Origin of the sequence: Sphingomonas sp. LH128 (genome assembly GCF_000293195.2) — a bacterium.
Classification (GTDB): domain Bacteria; phylum Pseudomonadota; class Alphaproteobacteria; order Sphingomonadales; family Sphingomonadaceae; genus Novosphingobium; species Novosphingobium resinovorum_A.
Genome location: NZ_ALVC01000272.1, coordinates 1 through 22,107, shown reverse-complemented (window position 1 = coordinate 22,107; position 22,107 = coordinate 1). Strand labels below are relative to the sequence as shown.

Below are 22,107 nucleotides of genomic sequence, written 5' to 3'. Positions count from 1 at the left end.
CGACCGGCATCGCGCAGTTCGTCGCTGAGAGCATCGTGTTCGGCATCGAGGGCCTGCCAGGCTTCTTCCTCGATTTCCTCGTCGTCCATCTCGAGGCTGACGATGCTGAGGCGCGCTTCGATTTCACTGATGCGAATGGTCTGCGCCTCGGTGAGCGGAAGGCTCGGCAGGTGGACGTGGAACAGGCCGCGTGCAGCTTCCCAGGTGGAGTTCGAGGCAACCGGACGAATCCAGGCGAGGCCGCGTTCTTCACCGATGCGCTTGGCTTCGGCCTCCATGGCGGCCGCCGCGAGGGCCTGCGCGATCTCGGGGTTGGTCCAGCGATCGCCGTTGTCACTGAACAGGTCGCGATCGACGGTGCCGCCTGCGGCCACATAGGCTTCCTCGCCGACGAGACGCGCGACGGGATCGGTCGACTTCATGGACTCGTTGGCGATGACGCGGCGGATGGTGTCGGCGCTGGCGTGGTAGCTGTTGGCGCCATAGCTGTTCCAGACCATCAGCTGGCGCTCATGGCTTTCGGTCGAAGCATAAGCCTTGGCCATGTCGAGCGTCATCGCGCCCGATTTCAGAGCCTCGAAGATCGGCTCGGCGAGATTGGCGAGGCGCAGGCGGCCTTCGACGAAGCGGCGGGTGATGCCGAAACGCTTGGCGACAGCGTCGATGTCGCCGCCCTGGCCGAGGCAGTGCTGGAAGGCGCGGCATTCATCGGCAGGCGACATATTGAGGTGATGGAAGTTTTCAGCGAGCGAGGCTTCGGAAAGCTCGTCGTTGCCGCCGGTGAGGATGAGGACCGGTACGTCATATTCGGCTTCGTTGATCTCGCCGCGCTCGGCGAGCAGCTTCAGGGCACGAAAACGGCGGCTGCCGGCGATGACACCGTAGGAACCGCGCGGCTTCTTCACCGAGGCTACGACCAGGTTCTGCAGGATGCCGCGCGCGGAAATGTCGGCGGCGAACTGTTCGATCAGGTCTTCGCCGCGGGTGCGCACGTTAATGTCGGACAGGACCAGCTTCGCGAGCTTGACGGTCTGGATCATGGTAAAACACCTTCTTCTCATCGTCCGGCCAATTCACGGACACCCTTCCTCTTCCCCCTCCTCTCCTGACCGACCCGGCTGCATCGGGGCTCGGGCTCGATCAGGATGAAGAGGCGAAGAGGGTCAGGAGGGTTTGAGGATCTCGGAGATGATGGCTTCGGCCTGCGCGACGGGGATGAAGACGCGGGTGCGGTACTGGATGATCTCGGTGAAGGCGCCGAGCGACTTGAGCCACGCAAGCTGCGATGCCGGGGCGTCGACGATCTCGACACGCGGGTTGCCGTTCACATGCGAGCGCTTGAAGGCCATCGGGAACGGGCGCGTCACCTGGACGCTGCGCCCGGCGAGGACGGCATTGGTGATGGCTTCGACGGGCATCTCCTCGCTGCTCGCAAGGCCCAGCTTGGTGAAGAGGTCGACGATGCTGTGCTCGAAGACGATACGGCCAAGCCAGCTGTTGCCATTCTTGTCGACGATCCGGTTGACCGCGAGATGATCGGAAGGCAGCGCCGACCAGATCGGCAGGAGGAGGCCGGTTGCGAGGCGCACCGTCTCGGTGTCCAGCTGCTCGGCCGCCTCATTGACTTCGGCCTGCCACTTTGCCCGGAAGGTCTCTTCGTCGATCTCTTCCCATGCCGTCTCGAACAGATCCGCCTCGCGCATGGATTTGCGGCTGCAGGGCCGCTGCAGCTCGATGCGAAGGATCGGCTCGCCCTCGTCGTCCATCCAGGCGTTTGCCCGGCTGCGCAGCGCGACCCGGCCCGACTTCGCATTCATGACGAAAGCCGGGTTGTCGCGCCAGCGGACCATGTCGAGGATGCGCTCGAGCGAAATCGGGTTCTTGCGCCGTGCGATCTCGATGGTGAGAAGGTGCGTGGTGGCGCCGGTGCCGGCATCGGTCCGCAGGATCGTGTCGCTGATGACGCGGGCGCTGTCGGCCGTGATTGTCTCGACACCGACATCGAGAGTGCCGGCCTCGCGGGCGGCGGCGACGCGGGTTTCAACGAGGGTGAGGTATTCCTCGAAGATCTTGTTCTGCAGCGCGATCGGCAGAGCCAGCAGGCGATTGAGCCAGCGCTGGATCGGCGGCAGGTCTTCCTTCAGGACGCCGTCGCCCTCGGTGATCTCGAGCCCGCTCAGGTCAACGAACTCGGTCATGTTGGTGCTCTTGAGCTTGCCGAGATAGAGAAGGTGGAACCACGACACGAGGGCATCTCGGGCGTAATCGCTCTCGAGGTTGTCCGCGGGATCGAACAGGCCCTGCCCTCCGGTCTGGCGCTGGCCGCGTGTGAGGGCGCCAAGGCTGTCGAGGCGCCGCGCGATCGTCGAGGTGAAGCGCAGCTCGCCCTTGCAGTCGGTGGTGACGGGACGGAACAGCGGCGTCGATGCCTGATGGGTGCGGTGCGTTCGGCCGAGCCCCTGAATGGCCCGGTCAGCGCGCCAGCCCGGTTCGAGCAGAAGATGGGCACGCCGGTCTTGGTTCACCGCATCGAGGCTGGCATGATAGGACCGGCCCGTGCCACCGGCATCGGAGAAGACGAGCACCTTCTTCTGATCGTTCATGAAGGCGCTGGCCTCGGCCTGACTGGTGCGCGGCGTTCGTGTCTCGACCTTCTGGCGTCCGTCCGGGCCGGTGATCAGGCGCTTGGATCGCCCGGTGACTTCGGCGATGCGATCGGGCCCGAAATGTTCGATGAGCGCATCGAGGCCCGACTTGATGGGTGGCAGCGCGCACAGATGCTCGATCAGGTTGTCGCGTGCGGCCGTGGCTTCGGGATTGTGGACCGGGTTGCCGTCCTCGTCGCGCATGGGCCGGGAATGGAGGGCGCCGGTGTCGTCCTTGAAGACCTCCATCTGGTGGGTCGGGAAGGCCCGCTTGAGGTAATCGACAATCTGGTCGGTAGGCGACAACTCGATCTGCGGCTCGGCGCGTTCCTCAGCCGTCATCTCGGAGAGACGCCGGTCGAGGATGGCCTCGGCCGTCGTCACCAGCTGCACGACCACCGAATGATCCTGCTTCAGGTGCCCCTCGATCGCCGCGATCACAGTGGGCAGCTTCATCGAAAGCAGCACCTGTCCGAAGAAACGCTGGCGCGTCCCTTCCAGACGGGAGCGGGCGGCAGCCTTCGCGCCCGAGTTCAGCGTCTTGCCCTCAAGGGCGTCGACCACGTTTGTCGCCTCGAGCGCGGCGGCAAGGTTGGTGTTGATGACCTGCCATGCCCGGCAATAGGTGTCGTAGATCTCGATCTGGGCAGGCGTCAGTTCGTGGCGCAGCACTTCGTATTCGACGCCCGCGAAACTGAGCGCGCGCGCCGTGTAGAGCCCGAGCGCCTTCAGGTCACGGGCCACCAGTTCCATCGCGGCGATGCCGCCCTGACGGATGTTGGAGATGAAGGATTCCCGGTCGGGGAAGGAGGTTTCCGGGCCCCAGAGGCCGAGGCGCACGGCATAGGCGAGGTTGTTGACGTCTGAAGCCCCGGTGGCGGATGCATAGAGCACGCGCGCATCGGGAAGATGGTTCTGCAGAAGGACGCCGCAGATGCCCTGCTGAGAGCCTTCGGTCTTGCCAAGGGCGCCCTCGCCGCCCGCGACACCGCCCATTTCGTGGGCTTCGTCGAAAGCGATCACGCCGTCGAAGTCGGGGCCGGCCCAATCGAGGATCTGCTGTAGGCGCGTTGCGTCAGAGCGGCCCGATCGCAGCCCCGGATACGTGACGAACAAGGTGCCCTCTTCGAGCGTGATGGGCTGGCCGATCTTCCAGTTCGAGAGCGGCTGCACGTCGGCCGACAGCCCGCCAAGCGCGGTGACGTCCCGGCGGATGTCCTCGAGAAGGGGCTCGTTCTTGGTGACGAAGATGTGGCGGCGGCGGCCCTGCAGCTTGTTGTCGAGGATGCAGGCGGCGATCTGCCGTCCTTTGCCCGCGCCGGTGCCGTCGCCCAGGAAGAAGCCCTTGCGGTACTTGCGGCCTTCGGCATCGACAACGAGACCGACCCCTTCCTTGGCCGGTTTGAAGGTGCCCGGCAGCGTCTGGTTCCAGGCGTGGCCTGCATAGACGACGGTTTCGAGCTGGGAAGAGGAGAGGAGCCGCTCGCTGACGGTGCGCTCGGGCAGATGGGGGACGTGATCGGGGATCGGCGCCGGGATCGAGCCCATGGCGACCGACTCAACGAGCGCGGTGGGGTGCTCTCCTGCAGCGTCGAAGACGATGCGGCTTGGCCGGTACGGCAGGTAGACGCCGACCTGCTGCGCCAGCGGTGCCGGGGTGTCCAGCTTGCGATAGCCGACGGGCAGGACCGCATTGGCCTTGGGCGCGTGATAGGGGCGCGGCGCGGCCACCTTGGTCTTGCGCGCGGCGCCGAACAGCGAAGTCGGCTTCGCGGGCGCGACGCGAGCGGGAAGACCGGCGGCGGGCTGCAGCTTGATGCGTGCGGGGATTTCGACGGCATCGAGGAAGTCGAGCACGGCTGCGCGCTCGATGACGGCAGGCATAAGGTCGCCGGCGATCTTGTCGATGACATAGAGGCGAACCGCAATGTTGGTGCCGTGCTTGCGATAGCAGTGCTCGAGGCGAAGCGAGGAGCGTACCGTGCAGCCGCTCAGGATCGCTTCGTAGGCAGTGAGAAGCCGCGCGCAGGGCGTGAACCAGTCGGGCATGATGGCAACGACGCGCCCGCCTGGGCTGACCCGCTTGATTGCCGCCTGCAGATGGCGCAGCGCCGCCAGGTCATCGGCGCCGCGGCCGATGCTGCGCGAGAACGGCGGGTTCATGAGCACGACGCTTGGACGCGGGAGATCCGCGTGAAGGGCGACCAGCGCCGCGCCATCATGGCCGGTGATCGTCGCATCGGGGAAGATATGCGCGAGCCGTTCGCGGCGCCGCGGGTCGATTTCGTTGAGCTGAAGGATGCGGCCGCGCGGGGCCTGGGCGATCAGAAGGCCGTTTCCGGCGCTCGGCTCGAGCACGACATCGTCGGCGCCGATCGACGCGAGCATCATGGCCAGCGCCGCAATATCGGCGGGTGTCGAAAACTGCTGCAGCTCGATCTGTTCCTCGCTGCGCACGGTCTGCGTCGGCAGGCGCTGCATCAGCCCGCACGAAATGGCGATGTCTGCAGGGGCGTTGATGCGATGGCCGTCGCTGGCGAGATGAAGGGCAAGGGCATGCTCGAGCATCTCGAAGCTGTCGCGCTGGGTCCAGCGCCCATCGGCGTCACTGCCGCCGAAAGCCTGCACCATGGCTTCATTCAGCTGGCGGCGGGTAATGGATGCATCGGTGGCGAGTAGGGCGGCGATCGTGCGCGCTGCCGGCGCATCATTGATGTGCGTGAGATCGAGAAGGTCGCGCATGAGGGTCTCCTTGGGCTCTCTGCCGAACGGCAGATCACCCTTCCCCTCCCCCTCCACTCTTCTGCGTCTCGATAGCTTCGAGCGCCTGGGCCCAATCCTTGAAGCCCTTTGGGAAATCGACCCGGATCACACGGTTGTCATGGGCGTAGCGGTGCGATGCCCGGTTTACCGCCCGGCGCCCCGCCGTGTCGTAATCGCCCGCAAGGATCAGTTCGGTCACGCTGTCGGGGATCGTCACCAGGCCGAACCGGCGCGAGCCGAGGGTCGCCCAGCACGGAAGGTTGTTGATACGGCTCCAGGCTCGAGCGGTCTCGAAGCCTTCGGCAAGCCCGATGGTGGGGCCGATACCGCCACCGCGCCAGGCGCCCATACCGAGTGAACCGATCGTCGCCTTGGCGGTGTATCGCGCGGTTTCAGGATCGAGGAAGATCCGCTGCAGGGCGACAAGCCGCTGGCCTTCGCGCACCGCGACCAGCAAGGCGGGCTTGAAGACGGTATTGGGCTTTGCGCCATGCGGGCAGCGCGGATGAAAGCGGACGTCACCGGGAACGGGAAGCAGGAATCGCGAGCCCAGATAGCGTTCACCGAGCGTACCCGGGACGGACTGCGCCTGCGACCAGAGCCGCTCGATATTCGCGGTGCCGGCCCGCACATTGTATGGCGGCGGCTCGTAATGGCGCGTGATGGCGATGCGATCGAGTTCGCGCAGCACGTCGATGGAATCGCAACCGGCAAAGCAGGTCACGAGGATGCCGCGATCCCCTTGCCGGAGGGACAGGCTGGGCTCGTGGTCATCATGGGCCGGGCAGCGGCACATGGCCCGGGTTCCATGCCAGGTGCCGCGCAGGGTGCCGACGATGTCGATGAGCTTCTGCGAGGGGCGGCGGGCGACGATAGTCATTGGTCGTTGCCCGGCTTGGCCAGCGGCATGACGCGGGTGATCGCATAAATGGCTTCGCTGTTCTGGAAATAGGAGGCCACCGCCCGATCGTCGTCAGGATGGGCAGGCAATCCGATACTGGCGGAGCGGGCGCGCACATAGTCGACCAGCGCGCTTTCGGCCGCCGGCTTGCTGGGGTGAATGTCTACGATGTCATCAGATCCCGGCTCGCTGATGAAGAGAACAAAGCGTTCCATGGGGAGTTACCTCCATGACGCAGATGCGCGGTAAGGCAGCTGCTTATGGTTGAAGGGCGTTTGGCCGATCTGCTCGGTCCACTCCCTCTCTTCCCTCTCCACTCTTGCCGCATTTGTCTGTGAAAATACTTGATAGTCCAACGATATTATCGATTTACCTGTAAGAATGTAGGTTTCGGAATCGGATGCCCTGGTAGAAAATTACAGGTATAGCGGAAGGATAGATGTCACAGTTCACGCCTCTCGAGATCGCCAACTGGATGGCCATTTACCTCGCAACCAGCCTGTGCTGTTCGATTGCCATGGTCCTGTCGGTCTCGGTCGCGCTGCACGGCATCTGGAACGATCGGATCTGGCAGGACGCGCGCAGCGTCAAAGGTGCTGCGTTGCTGCTGCCCCGGATATGGTGGCGCTGGCAGAAACTCTATCTGCTCTCGACGCCAGTGACGCTTGGCATCATCGGATATTTTGCGGCCAGCCTTTCCTGGCGCTGACGGCCTCAAAGGCCGAGCCCTCGAAGAAGCGCGCGCCGTCCCGTGTGAGCGTCATCGTCCTGCCGGTCGATGGTCACGATTTGCCCAAGATGCGCCATGCGTGGATGCGTGATGGCCTTGCTCGCCTCGTACTCCTCGGTTCTGAAGCCCATGGCCTCGACGACAAGATTGCGGATCTCGCCGGTCTCGCGTGATCTTGCCTCGATCAGGAAATCCGGGCGACACGGCCCATCGGGTGTCAGCGTGTCGAAAACCGGTTTGTCGATCGCGAGGTCGATGCCGCGGCCGTGCAATTCCTGCTGGGTGCGCAGGATGGTTCGGAAAACGTCGCGCTCGAAATCGGAATCGACCGGCGCGAACAGGCGCCCATTGAGGATGGGCTGGGCATAGGCGCGCAGCGGCGCGTATCCTTTGGCCTCGGGATATTTGCCGACGACGATGATGACCAGGAACGGACCCGCAATCGGGTTGCCGCGCACCGATGGCGACTGGATGCGGTTAGCGATCGTCACGGTGTCGCCGTCAGGCAGCGTGATTTCCTGTCCATGAATGCCCTTGGCATAGAGAAGGACAAAGCCTTGCGGCGCATGGTCGCGGGGCCATCTGTCCTCCAGCGCGCGCAGCGTGGCGTAGACGGCGCGCGCCTGCAGGGGCTTCGGGTGGGTCCAGAAGGCTTTCTCCAGCTGGATTCCCGGCGCGATCTCGATCAGCCCCGCCGCTCTGGTGAGCGCCGCGAACTCATGCCGGATCGACCATTCCTCCCGATAGGCGAGCGGAGCAATGCGGTTGACGCCGGCAGCGGCCATGAGGCGCCAGAGCAATCGGGCCAGCCTCGGGATCGAGGCGTGTCGGGTGCGATCGTCGTTGGAATCGTCCTCGGGGCGCTGCGCCAATTTCTCCGGCGCGGGTTTAAGCACCTCGAAGAAGCCTGAGGGTGGCTCGAGCGGCGTCGATCGCGAGCGTACCTCGCTGATGCGGATCGTCACCTGGTCGCGGAAGAACGGGCAGTCGGGCAGATGCTCGGGCCTCTTCGAACTGGTGAGCCGGCGCAGATAGTATGTTTCTGCCTCGGAGAGAAAGGCCGGCGTCAGGATGGCGGGAGCCTTGTCGGCGCCAAGACAATCGCAGGCGATCCACCTGTGCCCGATCCGGGCCTGCTGGACGAGCGTGATGCCGGCCTGTTCGTCGTGGACCGTGCCTTTGCCGACGTACCATCGGATCAGCGCCGCGCGCAGATCGGGGGGTAGAGGGATGCGATTTGAGCCTTTGCCGTTGGTGTCGCGGGGGACGAGCCACATGCTGGAAGCCTTCCAAAGCCTTTTTCTAAAAAAGTGTTCGTGAGCTTGGCGGCGTTGACAAGGGCAAAGGCGGTGAACTCCAATTCTCTTATCAAGGCTTTGGAGGGTTCATATGCGTGTACATCGAGCATCGGGACTGATCGCGTTACTTTGCATCGTTCCCAATAGTGTGAGCGCGGGCGAAGTAAAAACGACGCGAAAGGTGGAGCTTGTCGTAATGGGGCAGCCTGTGCCGGAGGCGGACGTCTCGCCGGTAATGCCGGCTGCTGGATCTGACGCGGGTATTCCCGAGGCGTTCCGCGTCCATGATCTGTCGCGCCGCTATGTTGAGTACCAGATGGGGCAGGAGTTTTCTGCGCCGGCAGTGGGCCAGGGCGAGCTTGTAGCCTCGTATGATCTGTCGGCGGCCGGGGTTGCACCGGTTTCCTCGATCGCGGTGCCAGGATGGATGAAAGGGCAATATCCCGCGCCTGCTGCAGTGCCTTACACGCCGGGATGCGCCTCCATTCCCTATCGTCCATCGGGCTTTCTGAAGCCGGATGCAGAGGCGCGCCGCGCCGCCTATTATGGAATGATGAGTGCAATCGCCTGCGAACACGGCATTCCGACCGGCCTGTTTGACGCGATGATCATTCAGGAGAGCCGGTATAATCCGGCAGCGATCTCGAAGATGAAAGCCTACGGCCTGGCGCAACTGATGCCGGGGACTGCGGCCCAGCTTGGGGTTAACCCCTATGATCCCGTCCAGAATCTGCGCGGCGGCGCCCGTTATCTGCGGACCCAGCTCGACACGTTCGGGCAGGTGCATCTGGCACTGGCGGCCTATAACGCCGGGCCGGGCCGGGTTAAGGGCGGGGTTGTTCCGCGGATCAGGGAAACGCAGGGCTACGTGGCGACCATCCTCGATAATTGGTCGCGGCTTCGTGGATATGGTGCGGTACAGCAACGGGCCGGTTTCGTGCCTGAGCTCAAAGGCCGCACTGTCGCGGTATCGGCATTCTGATCCCTGTAAATTTCGCGCCTTTCCAACCCTTCGTTTAGCGCGAGGGCGCGAAAAGAGAGCGGAAGAAGTCGCCTGCTCCCCCTGGGAGCACGTGGCGGCGTAGCCGACACTCCTGAGGGTGCGGCTTTGTGCGTTGGATTCCTGAGTGAGCTGTTGATGCGGCCTTGGATCGTCAGATCGGTGCGTTGGCCGACTTAGGCCAACTCCATTTTCCCTTATACAAATAATATTTGGTTTGAGGTTAAGCGCCATAATGAACCTCGCGCTATGAAGCACATGAAAGGGCCACCTTTGCCCTCGCTGATGCTTTGCGTTCACGGTCTTCCTTATTGTCCATTGCAGCGCCAAGTTGGGCAAGGACGCCGCCGAGCACGCCGCCCACGGACATCTTTGCAAATTCCTTGCATGAGAGGGACGCGACCATCGCGCTGACCTGCTCAGCTTCATCCGAACGGCGCCAGTCATCGTCAACGGGGGGTGGTGCAGAGCGCATCCAGCGAGGCGTATATCGATGAACGCTTTTGGGCGTTAGAATGCGGTAGACGTTGGAAGTCTGCTTGAAACGAGGTCCAGGCCCATCGGCTTCAACCCGTTTGAACCGGCGCTGCCGGATGATGAAGCCGATGACTTCCAGCACGGCGAGAGCGCGCCTGACTGTGGAACGACCAAGCCCTGTCGCTTCAACGAGGTGGTCGTAACTGGGATAGACTTTCCCGGCGCACAGGCGCGCCAGCTTGGTCAGCTCTTCGTAGATGCGCACAGCCGAGGCCGTAAGGGTCGTGAGCAGCCGTTCAGATGCAGTGAGGCTGCGTAGGCCCGCCTTGTGCTCGCGCAACAGCTTCCTGCCGGCATCGAGTGCATACCTGGCCTTGGCCAGCATGCGATCAGGCTCGCCCTTGCTCGGCACCTGGAAGAAGGTTTCTTCGAAGGTGTTTGCCTCGAGGCTGCCCGCCCTTACAGGTGCCCCGGTGCGATGCTTCGCGCCGGAACGGGACTTTTTAGTATTAACTGGGACACCGGACAGCACACTTTGTGCCGTATCACCGACTGCATAGATCCCCATCGTCATCCTCCTTGATGGAGGCTGGACCAGGCAAAGAGGTTCCGTGGCGCAGAACGCGCATCCTTGCATCGGGGACCGGGATCGGTTATGTCGGGTCTAGGAATGTAGACCGTTAGCGGTTGGCGCCGCTGACATACCCGATCGAAATTCGATCGCTGAAAATGGGATGCCCGGCCTTAGCGCCGGGTTTTCCTTTATTTGGTCACAGCCAAAACTCCTGCTTCAGAAACAATTCACCACCGATGCGGTATTGCCTCGCTATATTCTAAGCATGCGCTCGAGAGCGGATGCATGCGCGAAAGACGATTGAATCGGTTCTCATTGAATGGCTGCATCGCAGTCGAAGCCAAAGTGGTTTGACTCGTGCTTTGACACGGAAAACTCATTTTTCTTTCGTGCTTTGACACGGAAAAGTGTGCTTGCGATGATCGTAGGCAGAGTCCGCTTGCACCGGCGCCGCAGAACAGTTCGTGTTTTGACACGGAAAACTACCTGATGGCGAGCGTAGGCCAAGTCCGGTCGCCCCGGTCCCAAACAAGAGTTCGTGCTTTGACACGGAAAACCCTGCTGAGAGGGACGATCTCGTTGACGGCTGCAGGGGGACGGACGATTCGTGCTTTGACACGGAAAACCTCTGATGGGGTTCTTTGTTCGTGCCTCAAGCAGTACGTAGAGTTCAGGTATGACTTGTACTGCAATACTCATGCATCAATCGAACAATGGAAGTGTCTGATTGTCCAATTGTGTGATTGGGATGGATGAGAACAACACGATCGTCTTTATCTTAGGTCGCCCACCACGAGCCGACGGTATTTTCTCTTCGGCTAGGCGAACCTCATATTCGGGCAGAGTCTGGTCTTCAGCTACGACGCGTAGTTGCCTTTTGAAGTGCTCAAGTCCCCGCTTATCAGTTGCGCATCCAACTCTTTCAGCAAGAGTTTCCATGTCAATTTCAAAGCCCGTTTCGTCAACGCAGTTGAATTTGGCCAACTCATACAATCGCCGTTCAATCGGGCCGAGTTTGAAAAATCCCAAATGGTAAGCGGCAATGCGCTTGTCCTGCAGGATGGCGCGATATAGCCAATCGCATACCATCACTTCGATTTTCTTGACCCTGCGATCACCATTGCTAGATTTGATGTACTTAATATCGGCCTTCAGAAGCCACGAGAAAGCGCTGTCCGAACCTTCTCCCCCGGTCTCAATGTTCGTGATGATCTGAGTGCCTTGGAGGCGAGCCAGGGAAGCTTTGAGCATGTCATAGGATCGGGCTGACGGGTTGGTGCTCGTCACGCGAAATAAATCATTCGCGGTGAAGCTCATCACCCGGTCGACCCTTTCACCGCGATCCATGCGTTCAGCCATGAGGCTGGCGATATATAGAAGAATTTCCTTGTCATAAATCGTAGCAACCCCTGTTTTACTGGGGTTGATCTCGATCCGCGCGGAGCCGTTTTCAAAGACCATGGGGGTCATTTGAGGCCGTTTGGAGAGGGCAAAGAATGGAAACTCCGCAACCGTTCGCTCCCCATGCACGTCCGCGTACAGTGGGCTGTCGAGTTCGAAGAGGTCGCGTTGCTGGATATCCATACCTAGGTGCCTTGAGCGGTTAGCGATCGAAAGCATGGTTCGCACGGTGTGCGATGTCTATCTCGCTTTGTTCCGCGGCTTAGTTTTCCGTGTCAAAGCACGAACATTTGCTGTGGGATGATGGCCTGGGTGCGCCTTGGGCCGCCTATTGGCGCCCCAACGGTCAGGATTCGTGCTTTGGCACGGAAAACCCTCCAGCCTGTTGATTCTGTTTGCCCGGCTGCGCTTAGCTAGAACGTTGCCCGATCTCTGAGACGGACTTCCTTGCGATCCGCAAAGTCTGCGTAGGCAGTCTCAATTTCAGCCATAACGAGATCGATGATCCATTCGCCATGCGAGGCGCGGACATCGTCCCATTCCAAACCGCCAAGCCGGTCAACCACCTGCTTCATCTGGTCGTGGAAGCGATTGATGATGCCAGCGTAGAGTTTGATCTGAGATTCAACACCCTCGCTGGCCCCACCTGCCCCGCTATAAAGGTCACTGACAAGAGCGGCTTCGAGCGGTGAGAGATCCAGTGCAGCTGCTACTGCGCGGAACTCATGCATATACAACGGTCGACGCTTGCTGGGTTCCGGGTGGAACACGTTATGGGTTCGGGTCTTTGAGAGACCAATTTTATCTGCAAGATCGCGGTATTGCAGGCCGTCCTGCTTCATTCGGCATAAGACATAGTCAACGAAACCAAATGATTGGACCGGGCTCTCAGTAAGCTGGTCCGTTTCAAATGTTGGTGCCCCCATCGCCAATCCTCCGGTAATGCCCTCTAAGCGATACCGAAAGGAATGGCCGTTGCAAACCCCTCGCAAGAGCGAAGAAGCAATATCGCGGAAATAACTATAATCCGTCAGTTAATTGATTTTACTCCGGACGGGCCAGGCTTGAGTAATTTGCGATATTCTGCGGCTTCGTCCGATGTAAGTCCAATCTTTAGAAGAACTTCCGTCCGGTTTGCCTCGACCATGAAATCAAACATGATTACCGAGAGGGCGTCCGCAAATTCGATTGAACTTCCAATGGCCTCCTCAATGGCCTTGGAAGACGTGGATATTTTTTCAGAGCTTGATTCGAGGATTTCAACTTCGAGAGGAATTTCTCCTTTACTGGGTATCATCTGAAGATGCTTAATTATGTGCTGGGGCTTACGCCTCGCGGTCACTGAATTAGCAAGTTGTGCGCGATCATTTATCATGTCGCCAAATGATGAATGCTTGAGAGAACTGTTAGAGTGCAGGCGTATGCACTCCGTGGTTAGACGGAAGTAGTATTCTGACACATCCATTCGATATGTGTTCTGTTCATTTGACATAATTACTTACCGATCCCCGCTCGAATCAGCCATCCAGCTGCTCCCCAACCTTGTACGATAGGATAGATTGCAAAATTTCCAACGATCCATGTGGGTTATGAAGATTATGCTCAACAGTGAAGCACTTATGCGAGCGTGATAGCCGTGAAATGTAGGTTGTCCCCCATTTGGGACAGCAGTCCCGCTGGTAGGACCGTGGTCCCTGCAACAGGACAGCGGTCCCGCTCATAGGACCGTGGTCCCGGATACGGGACAGCGGTCCCGCTGGTAGGACCGTGGTCCCGGATGCAGGACGGCGGTCCCGTGCGTAGGACAGCGGTCCCCCGAATGGGACCAAAGGGCCGATTCGGGGCGTCATTTCCGCGTTCTCGGAAAAGAACGTCCAGTCCCCAAGCTTGTTCCTGCTTTTCAGGCTTGTCGGTGCGGTGAGGTGTTCGCCAGCCTTCCTTTGGGCGCGCTGAAATGCGCTCGATTGAAGGAGACTCTTATATGAAGACCCTGCTCAACCGCGGCGTGAGCCGTGAAGCCACCGCAGCTGCAGTGATCGGCCTCGCCGCTGCTGCCGTTGCTTTCGCCGGCCCGGCATTCGCCGGCGCCGACACCACCTTCGACACCGCCCTGACGCAGTTCACCGGCTTCCTCGAAGGTTCGGGCGGCAAGATCATCACGGTGCTCTCGCTCGCGGGCGGTATCGTCGGTCTCGCCTCGGGCCGTTTCAGCCTCGGCCAGGTCGCGATCCCGGTCGGCGTCGGCGTCGGGGCCGGCACCGGCATTCCGATCGTCACCTCGACCGTCACCGCCACGATCTGACCCGACTGCCGGCGAAGTAGCAGCTTCGCCGGCACCTTTTGGAAGGTGGCGTGGCATGGCAGCCGACAAGTATGTGATCCCCTCTCATCTCGACGATCCCGAGTTGATCGGCTTCTGGACGCTTGATGAGTTCCTCGCGATGGTCCTCCCCTTCATCTGGGGAATCCTGTCCCAACACATCGTCATCGGGATTGGCTTTGCCTTCCTGGGCTGGTGGGCTCTACGAAAAGCCAAGGCGGGACGGGCAACATCGTGGCTGATCCATCTGGCCTACTGGCATCTGCCGGGCGGGTTTCCGTCGCTGCGGGCCACGCCGCCTTCCTACCTCCGACTGATGGTGGGCTGACATGGAATTTTCGTATCAGCACGCGCAGAGCCAACGCATCCTGCGCCAGCGCAACATGCTGGGGGTCACGGCCCTCGTTCTGGCGGGCGTCGTCGCCCTGCTGCTCCTCTTCTCGGTCACGCGCAGCCGCGAGATCGTGCTCCAGCCCGTCCTGCGTTCGCCGCTGACGCTGTCGAGCGCGGGCGTCTCGCGTGAGTACCTCGAGCTGATGACGCGGGACACCGCGATCCTGACGCTCGATCGCTCGCCCGGTAGTCTCGACTACTGGATGAAGTCGGTGCTCGAGATCGTCTCGCCTCGCGCGCAGGGCAAGATCAAGGCGGACCTGCTCGAGATCGTCAACGAGCAGCGCGGCTCGAGCATCTCGCAGTACTTCCAGATCCAGTCGATGGAGATCGACACCCAGAACCTGCGTTCGAGCGTCACCGGCAAGCTCAACACGGTGGTCGGCCAGAAGGTGGTCTCCAGCGACATTCGCACCTTCCAGTTCACCTGGGAATATTCGGGGCTTTCGCTGAAGCTGATCGGCTTCGGGATGGTCCAGCCAGAAAAGAAGAAAGGCGGGCTGTCATGACACCCACCCAATACCTGATCGGCTCGGCCATCGCCGGCGCCGCGCTGTGTTCGCGCATGTGCATTGTGAGCCGCACGACGGGCGCGTTGCTTATCGCAGCATCGGCAATGGGCATTTCGGCGCCCGCCTTGGCGCTGGGCGACCAGACGCTGATGGCCTCGGACGGCAGCCAGGTCGAATGCAGCGCCTCGGCGCGCGACCTAACCCGGATCAGCCTTGTCGAAGACGAGTTCGCGTCGGTCTCGAAGATCAACACCGGCAATCCGGCGGACGACTTCAGCGTGGTCAACGAACCGGTGCGCGGCGACATCTATCTGTCGGTGCCGGACGGGTTCGCCCGCCCTGCCCTGTCGTTCTTCGCGACCTCCAAGCGCGGCTACGTTTACAAGTTCATCTGCCGGATCGCAGGCGACCAGGCGGTGCAGGTTTTCATTTCGAACCCGGCGATCGCCAAAGCCGATGCCGCCGAAGCCGGGCCGCGGGGCGTGCAGCAAGCCAGTTCGCAGGATCGGGCGATCGAGCTGGTCCAGGCGATGTACGGCGGTCAGATCGTTGACGGCTACGAGATGCGCCAGCGCTCCCTTCGCCCGGTCTACGTGGGCGACCTCAAGGTTCAGATGATCGCGGAATATCGCGGCTCGGAAATGACCGGCCGCGTTCTGCGCATCGAGAACAAGGGGACGCAGGAAGCGACCCTGACCGAGGCCAGCGTTGCGCCGGCCTCCTCGCTTGCGGTTTCGATCGCCGAGCCGCGCCTCGCGCCCGGCAAGGTCACGACCGCTTACCTCGTCTCTCGTACCGGGAACTGAGCCATGGACTTGAAGGGTATCTTTTCGCGCTCGCGCAAATCCCTCGACGGCCCCGAGGGCGGCGAGGGCGTGTCGCCGGTAGCCAATGAGCTGGACGGCAACACCGAAACCCGCCGCAAACAGCGCATGCTCCTGAGCGGCGTGGCGGTGGTTGGTGTGGTGGCCGCCAGCATGTGGATCTTCTCGGACAACGGGAAGGTCGCAGGGCAGTCGGATGACAAGATCGAGGATGTCCAGGTCTCGACCAAGGACATGATGAACCGCAATCTCTCCGAGCAGGAATGGATGGCGCAGTCGGAAAACCGTTTCCAGAGCCAAGAGAACCAGCTCAAGTCGGTGGGCGGCACCAATGCCAAAGTCGCGCAGCTTTCCGAGCAGATCGAGGCGCTGCGCGCGCAGAACCAGTCGATGACAGCTGATGGCCAGCGCGTCGTCAGTGCCTACCAGACCGAGAACGAGCAGCTGCGCCGCCAGATCAACGAGAGGGCCACTCCGGTTGCGCCGCAGCCCGGTCCCGCCGCTCTCTACGGCCCGGGCTCCCCTACCTATCAGCGTCCTGGCGCTGGTGGCGACGCTGGACCGGACTCGCCCCCCGTCCGGTCCAGCGAAGTCAAAATGGTTTCGTTCACCGGGGGCGAGACAGGCAACGCCAAGAAGGTCGAGAAGGGCAATACCGTCTATACGGACAGCCCGAACTACCTTCCGCCCAATAGCTTCGCCACCGCCAAGGTCATCGTCGGGGTCGATGCGGCAGCTGGCGTGCAGAGCCAGACCGATCCCCTGCCCGTCGTGCTGCGTGTCACCGGCCCCGCCCGCTCGGTGCTTCAGAACGGCAAGCTGCTGACCACCAAAATCCAGGGCTGCCTCATCAACGGTGCCGCGCGCGGCGAACTGTCGAGCGAGAAGGTCTACGTGAAGCTGCAGAAGATGACCTGCCCGCAGCCCGGTGGCCGCTATGCGGTGTCCGAGGTCAAGGGCTTCATCGCCTTTGGCGGCAAGACGGGCGTTCGCGGCCGTGTCGTGAGCCGTGAAGGCAGCCTCGTCACCCAGGCCTTCATTGCCGGTCTCGTCGGTGGCTTTGGTCGCGGCTTCGCGGCCAATTCTAACAATGCGCTCACCCAGCCCAACGTCATCGTCGATGGCAAGCGGCAGGATCTGTCGATGGGGGACATCGCCAAGGGCGGCCTTGGCGAGGGCGTTTCGCAGACCGGCGACATGGTCAGCAAGTACCTGATCGAGCGCGCCGAGCAGTACCAGCCCGTCATCGAAATGCCCACCGGCGTCGATGTCGAAATCGTCTTCCTGGAGGGTGTCTATGTCCGCAACTGAACATCTTGAAGGCAGCGCCGAGAGCGCCGTTCCTGACCTGGAGACAGAGGTGAAGCGTCCGCTCATGCGTAACGCCTTCCTCTATTTCACCTGCGCGCTGGCCTTTGCCGGTGGCGGGATCGCAACGCTGGCCTATGCGCGCGATTTCATGGCGCCGCCGAGCAAGACCGTCGCCGAGCTGCTGAAAGCGCGCCTGCCCAAGACCAAGGTCACGAGCGTCAATTGCGACAAGGTCGATGGCCTGTGCGAAGTGACTGCCGGCAGCAACCTGTTCTACATTGATCGCACCGCACGCTATCTGGTGATCGGCCGCGTCTACGACATGGAGACGCGCCAGGATCTGACCGCGACGCGGCTCCTCGAGATGAACCCCGACATGCTGCTGGGCGGTTCGGCCAAGGCCAACGCGGCGGGCGCTGACGACAGCGAGCCAGCGCTGGCGGCACGGCCTGCCGCTGCAGCCAAGGCTGCGGCGGCGCCGATCCAGAAGCTGCCGCTGGGTGAGCTGCCCAAGGAAGGCGCGATCGTCTGGGGCAATTCCTCGGGCAAGACCGTCACCGTGTTCAGCGATTTTCGCTGCAGCTACTGCCGCGCGCTGAGCAACACGCTTGCCTCCATGAACGTGCGCGTCGTCGAGCGGCCGATCTCGGTGCTCGGAAGCCGCGACATCGCGGACAAGGTCTACTGTGCGAAGGACAAGGCGAAGGCGCTTCACGCGGCGTACTCCGGTCAGGACGTCAAGGGCACCGGCCCCTGCAACACGGCGGGTCTCGATGCCAACGAGGCTTTTGCTCGCAAGCATGGCCTGGGCGGTACGCCCGTCATCGTGCGCGATGATGGCAGCGTGCTCGAGGGCTATAGGCCCAAGGAGTTCCTCGAGAACTGGCTCAAGGGAGGCCAGTCGTGATGCGGGGGCGTCTTGCCCTTGCGGGCCTCTTGCTGGGTAGCGCCAGCCTCTCGGGCTGCATGTCGCTGAGTGGGAACGTGAAGGGCGATTTCGCCTGCCGCGCGCCTGACGGCATCTGCGCGCCGAGCGGCAACATCGACGATCGAGCGCTGGCCATGATCTCAGGCGATGAAGGCGATCACATGATCGCGCCTGCCGGTCCCTATGTGGAACCGCCAAGCGAAGGACGCGGCTACCAGAAGGCCAGCTCTCCGGTTCGTACGCGCGAACGGGTGCTGCGCATCGTCTTCCCCGCGCAGATCGACGCCTCCGGGCGGCTTCACGAGCAGACTGCAGTTCACGCTGTCGTCGAGCGTGGTGAATGGTCCGAGGCGCTTGCCGGCAATGCGGTTGCGGGCACGGCCGAGGAAGTCGCCGCTGCCGCTGGTCGCGATACGCTCCTCGCCGCTGTCGAGCGCGCCGAGCCGCCCATGATCGAGACGCTGGCAGTCGATCCCGACCTTCCCACTCCTGAGGCCGTCGCAATGGCGCGCGCGCAGGGCAATGGCGGGGAAGTCCAGTCGAGCGACCCGGTCGGGGACATCAAGGATCAGGTCGCCCGCAGCCTCACCACGCCGCGTCGCACGCGCGCGGCGCCCTCCACTCCCAAGCCCCAGCGCCAGGCTCAGCCCAAGCCTGTCGCGCAGGCGCCGGCCTCCCAACCGGCGCCTGCCACCCCCCTCTCATCTGCGTCCCCTGCCCCGGCCCCCAAGGACGGTGTCGCAGCTCAGCCCGTAGTGGCTGGACCGATGATCTCGGTGCCACAGCACGCAAGCGCGAAGGGCAAGGCTGCGATCGCGGCCGTTGAGGCCGATCCTGCCATTCGCGGTGCGCTTGGACGAGCAGAGCCCGAAGCCAGGGCCGCCGCGAAGGAAGCCAGTCCCCTGCCCGTGATGCGCGCCGGGTCGTTTCCGGGAGTGCAGCCATGAATATGTTCAGCAAGATCATGGGCGCAATCCTGGGCGACAACTCAAAGCCAGAGGCAGGGCGCCCTGACACCACGGTCCCTCGCCTCGTCCATTGGCTGCCCTACCGCAGCTACGATCCCAAGACGCACCTGTTCTACAATAACGCGTCGCGGGGCTTCGTCCTCGAGGCGACGCCGATGATGGGCGCGAACGAGCGCACCTCGGAGATCATGACGCAGTTTCTCTCCGAAGGCGTGCCAACGCCGGGAACGCTGCAGTTCCATGGCTGGATGAGCCCGCGCGTGGGTGAGCGCCTGTCGCAGTGGTATCTGCCGCGCTTCATGGCCGGCAGCGTCTACGAGCGCATGGCCAAGCATCGCACCGAGTACCTGCTCGATGGGGTCTGGAACTCGCTGTCCTCGGCCGCGCCTTTCCATCTGCGCAATCATCGCCTCGCGATTTCCTATGCCACCCCGGAAACGAGCCGGGTGACGAACGAGGAAATCGTCTCGGTCCTCGAAAGCCTGACCTCCTCGCTGGAATCGATCGGCATCCATGCGCGCCCGATGGACCCGCAGGCGCTGATCGCGTGGATCGACGACATCACGTCGCCGACGACGGCGCCCGGTGACGACAACATCATCTACAACCCGTTCGATCCGATCGCGGACCAGGCGGTGCGGCACGATCTGGAGATGAAGATCGAGCCCGACCGCATCCTCCTGCGCACCGAGCGGTTCCGCCCAACGGGCAAGATGGTCGACGAGGCGCCGGAGATCGGGGAGATCTATCCCGACGTCTTCGACGTGCGCTCGTTTTCGGTGCGCAACCTGCCGCAGCGCTGGGCGCCGTGGGACATGGCCAAGCTGATCGGCGACATGTTCGCCGACAAGCTTCGCATGCCCTGCCCGGTTTCGACGAACCTGTGCCTCGATTTCCCCGACGCCGAAAGCGAGAGCCTGCGGGCCTCGCGCAAGTTCATGCGCACCACCAGCCTTGCCGATTCCAAGTCGGCGCGGATGCTGCCGCAGCTGAAAGACCAGTCGCGCGAGTGGGAGTTCGTCAAGGATGAGCTTCGGCAGGGCCGCAAGCTGATCCAGGCGTTCTACTCGGTGACGTCCTTCTCGCCCAAGGGCAAGGGCGATGCCAACGAGCGCGTCCTGAAGTCCGTGTACCGCGCCGCGGGATGGGATCTGCTCGACGATCGCTACCTGCAGATCCAGGGCCTGCTCGCGGCGATGCCGATGACGATGGCCAACGGCCTGTCGTTCGACCTGAAAAACATGAAGCGCTTCCGCTCGGTCCTGACGACGACGGCGTCCAGCCTCGCGCCGATCCAGGGCGAGTATCTCGGCGCCAATGTGCCGCACATGATGCTGATCGGGCGGCGCGGCCAGCCCTTCTTCTGGTCGCCGTTCGAGAACAACTCGGGCAACCACAATGTCGCGGTGTTCGGCAAGTCCGGTTCGGGCAAGTCCGTCGCGCTTCAGGAACTTTGCTCCGCCTTGTGCGGAGCCGGGGCCAAGGTGGTGGTGATAGACGATGGCCGCTCGTTCGAGCACTCGGCCAAGCTGCAGGGCGGTGCCTTCGTCGAATTCACCATGTCCTCGGGCTTCTGCATCAACCCCTTCTCGATGATCGACATGGAAATGGCCGAGCGGGATGAGGATTACCTCATGGACTGCTTCGCGATGCTCAAGTCCATCGTCAACCAGATGGCGCGTCACGTCGACAAGCTCAACGATACCGAGCGCGGCCTGATCGACGGCGCGGTCAACGAGGTCTGGAGCGCCAAGGGCCGCCAGGGCTCGATCGACGATGTGATCGCGGCGCTGACGGACACCGGCAATCCGCTCGGCGTGGATCTCGGCATCGCCATGCGTCCGTTCTCGTCGTCGGGCACTTACGGCCGCTTCTTCCAGGGCGAGGTTTCCTTCGAGTTGAAGGCGAACCTGACTGTCTTCGAGCTGTCGGACCTGTCCTCGCGCGAGGAACTGCGCTCGGTGGTGCTGACCGCCATCATGTTCATGGCATCGCAGATGATGCGCCGCGTGGACCGCTCGATCCCCAAGGCGCTGCTGCTTGATGAAGCCTGGCAGATGCTGAAAGGCGGGTCGATGGCCGACTTCATTGAAGCCTATGCCCGTACCTGCCGCAAATACGGGGCCTCGCTGGTGACGGCGACGCAGAGCCTCAACGACTACTACAAGTCCGACGGATCGCGCGCGGCGCTGGAGAACAGCGACTGGTCGGTCATCCTCGCCCAGAAGGAGGAGACCATCAACGACTTCAAGCGGCTCGGCCGCTTCGACATGGACGATCACACCGATGCGCTGGTGCGGTCCCTGAAGCGCAGCGGCATCGAGTATTCCGACGTCTTCATCAAAGGGCCGGACATGCAGGCGACTGGCAGGCTCGTCCTCGATGCCTACTCGGCCACCGTCTTCTCTTCCTCGCCCAAGACCTTCGCCGCGATCCACGATCTGCTCGGCCAGGGCCTGTCGATGGATGAGGCGATCGAGCGGGTCGCCTTCCCCAACAATCCTGAAAAGTGGGGCGGTGACGACGCCATCCCGATCGCAGCGGAGTAAGCGGGATGGCGAGCATCGGCGTGCAGCGTAAGGCCCGTCAGGATCGACAGGACGGGCAGGACCGAGGGACCGACCCGAGGTTCCTCCTCTATGTCCTGCTTCATACCATCGGATTTCTGGCTGTGACCCTGCTGATGACCTGGGGGGCGTTCGTCCTCTTCTTCGTCGCGATCGGCGGCTTCAGTCTCGATGGGATGATGCATCAGCTCGCCAACCTCTCGAGCCGCTACATCGCGGCTGAGGCTTCGCGCACCGCCGATTTCAAGGTTCTCGTCGCCGTGCTGCACCTCGTGGTGGCCGGTGTGATCGTCTTCTTTCGCCGGCACGCCATCGTGCCGCGCGACACTTTGAGCCCGGAGCAAGGCGCATGAGCGAACCGACCTGGAATAGTGAAGTTGGACCCGAGAGCGATGCTCTCGCCGCCACCGCCCCCGCATCCACACCACAGCCCGAACCCTCGCTCGCAAGCGCTATTCCCGCAGCGCCGGCGGCGGCCGCCGCGCAGCCGCGCAA

General features: G+C 62.4%; 20 protein-coding genes. 11 read left to right on the top strand and 9 right to left on the bottom strand.

Going from position 1 to position 22,107, the window contains the following annotated elements:
* The 4 genes from LH128_RS20430 to LH128_RS20415 form a co-directional block, all read right to left on the bottom strand.
* On the bottom strand, positions 1-1,040 hold a 1,040-nt coding region (locus LH128_RS20430), incomplete at its 3' end, for a ParB/RepB/Spo0J family partition protein (RefSeq protein ID WP_008831586.1).
* 123 nt (positions 1,041-1,163) lie between these two features.
* Positions 1,164-5,387: a strawberry notch-like NTP hydrolase domain-containing protein gene (locus LH128_RS20425; protein ID WP_008831585.1), complete on the bottom strand. Its 4,224-nt coding sequence runs from the start codon at positions 5,385-5,387 to the stop codon at positions 1,164-1,166.
* A gap of 34 nt (positions 5,388-5,421) precedes the next feature.
* A complete protein-coding gene (locus tag LH128_RS20420) occupies positions 5,422-6,288 on the bottom strand; it encodes a DUF7146 domain-containing protein (RefSeq protein WP_008831584.1) in 867 nt (288 codons plus the stop codon).
* A complete protein-coding gene (locus LH128_RS20415; RefSeq protein WP_008831583.1) occupies positions 6,285-6,524 on the bottom strand; it encodes a hypothetical protein in 240 nt (79 codons plus the stop codon). Before LH128_RS20415 ends, LH128_RS20420 begins: the two co-directional genes overlap by 4 nt.
* 224 nt (positions 6,525-6,748) lie before the next feature.
* Between LH128_RS20415 and LH128_RS20410 the strand changes: the two genes are divergently transcribed.
* Positions 6,749-7,018 (top strand): hypothetical protein, encoded by a 270-nt coding sequence (locus tag LH128_RS20410; protein WP_008831582.1) that lies wholly within the window; start codon positions 6,749-6,751, stop codon positions 7,016-7,018.
* 5 nt (positions 7,019-7,023) lie between these two features.
* On the opposite strand, the gene LH128_RS20405 is transcribed toward LH128_RS20410, so the two are convergent.
* Positions 7,024-8,316, bottom strand: coding sequence for a hypothetical protein (locus LH128_RS20405; protein ID WP_008831581.1), 1,293 nt, complete (start codon positions 8,314-8,316; stop codon positions 7,024-7,026).
* A 169-nt stretch (positions 8,317-8,485) separates the two neighbouring features.
* Here LH128_RS20405 and LH128_RS20400 point away from each other — a divergent pair, with 169 nt between their 5' ends.
* Positions 8,486-9,319: a lytic transglycosylase domain-containing protein gene (locus LH128_RS20400; protein WP_327195229.1), complete on the top strand. Its 834-nt coding sequence runs from the start codon at positions 8,486-8,488 to the stop codon at positions 9,317-9,319.
* Between the two features lie 265 nt (positions 9,320-9,584).
* On the opposite strand, the gene LH128_RS20395 is transcribed toward LH128_RS20400, so the two are convergent.
* The 4 genes from LH128_RS20395 to LH128_RS33630 form a co-directional block, all read right to left on the bottom strand.
* Positions 9,585-10,382, bottom strand: a complete 798-nt coding sequence (locus LH128_RS20395; RefSeq protein WP_172705125.1) for a helix-turn-helix domain-containing protein — start codon at positions 10,380-10,382, stop codon at positions 9,585-9,587.
* 708 nt (positions 10,383-11,090) lie between these two features.
* A complete protein-coding gene (locus LH128_RS20390) occupies positions 11,091-11,972 on the bottom strand; it encodes a replication initiator protein A (protein WP_008831578.1) in 882 nt (293 codons plus the stop codon).
* A 230-nt stretch (positions 11,973-12,202) separates the two neighbouring features.
* Positions 12,203-12,631 (bottom strand): hypothetical protein, encoded by a 429-nt coding sequence (locus tag LH128_RS20385; protein WP_037520545.1) that lies wholly within the window; start codon positions 12,629-12,631, stop codon positions 12,203-12,205.
* A gap of 188 nt (positions 12,632-12,819) precedes the next feature.
* Positions 12,820-13,131: a hypothetical protein gene (locus LH128_RS33630; RefSeq protein ID WP_172705124.1), complete on the bottom strand. Its 312-nt coding sequence runs from the start codon at positions 13,129-13,131 to the stop codon at positions 12,820-12,822.
* Between the two features lie 639 nt (positions 13,132-13,770).
* Here LH128_RS33630 and LH128_RS20380 point away from each other — a divergent pair.
* The 9 genes from LH128_RS20380 to LH128_RS20340 are packed head-to-tail and all read left to right on the top strand — an operon-like array spanning position 13,771 to position 21,965.
* Positions 13,771-14,091: a hypothetical protein gene (locus LH128_RS20380; protein ID WP_008831576.1), complete on the top strand. Its 321-nt coding sequence runs from the start codon at positions 13,771-13,773 to the stop codon at positions 14,089-14,091.
* Between the two features lie 55 nt (positions 14,092-14,146).
* Positions 14,147-14,437: a type IV conjugative transfer system protein TraL gene (traL, locus tag LH128_RS20375; RefSeq protein WP_008831575.1), complete on the top strand. Its 291-nt coding sequence runs from the start codon at positions 14,147-14,149 to the stop codon at positions 14,435-14,437.
* Position 14,438: 1 nt separating this feature from the next.
* On the top strand, positions 14,439-15,011 hold the full coding sequence (locus tag LH128_RS20370) for a type IV conjugative transfer system protein TraE (RefSeq protein WP_008831574.1): 573 nt from the start codon (positions 14,439-14,441) through the stop codon (positions 15,009-15,011).
* Positions 15,008-15,820 carry a type-F conjugative transfer system secretin TraK gene (locus LH128_RS20365; protein WP_008831573.1) on the top strand — a complete coding sequence of 271 codons (813 nt, stop codon included), beginning with the start codon at positions 15,008-15,010 and terminating at the stop codon, positions 15,818-15,820. Before LH128_RS20370 ends, LH128_RS20365 begins: the two co-directional genes overlap by 4 nt.
* A gap of 3 nt (positions 15,821-15,823) precedes the next feature.
* On the top strand, positions 15,824-17,149 hold the full coding sequence (locus LH128_RS20360; protein ID WP_008831572.1) for a TraB/VirB10 family protein: 1,326 nt from the start codon (positions 15,824-15,826) through the stop codon (positions 17,147-17,149).
* Positions 17,136-18,056, top strand: coding sequence for a DsbC family protein (locus tag LH128_RS20355; protein ID WP_008831571.1), 921 nt, complete (start codon positions 17,136-17,138; stop codon positions 18,054-18,056). The genes LH128_RS20360 and LH128_RS20355 overlap by 14 nt, the downstream gene beginning before the upstream one ends.
* Complete coding sequence (locus LH128_RS20350; RefSeq protein ID WP_008831570.1) at positions 18,056-19,024, top strand: TraV family lipoprotein; 969 nt, start codon at positions 18,056-18,058, stop codon at positions 19,022-19,024. Before LH128_RS20355 ends, LH128_RS20350 begins: the two co-directional genes overlap by 1 nt.
* Positions 19,021-21,594 carry a type IV secretion system protein TraC gene (traC, locus tag LH128_RS20345; RefSeq protein WP_008831569.1) on the top strand — a complete coding sequence of 858 codons (2,574 nt, stop codon included), beginning with the start codon at positions 19,021-19,023 and terminating at the stop codon, positions 21,592-21,594. Before LH128_RS20350 ends, traC begins: the two co-directional genes overlap by 4 nt.
* A 5-nt stretch (positions 21,595-21,599) precedes the next feature.
* Positions 21,600-21,965, top strand: coding sequence for a hypothetical protein (locus LH128_RS20340; RefSeq protein ID WP_008831568.1), 366 nt, complete (start codon positions 21,600-21,602; stop codon positions 21,963-21,965).
* Positions 21,966-22,107 lie beyond the last annotated feature (142 nt).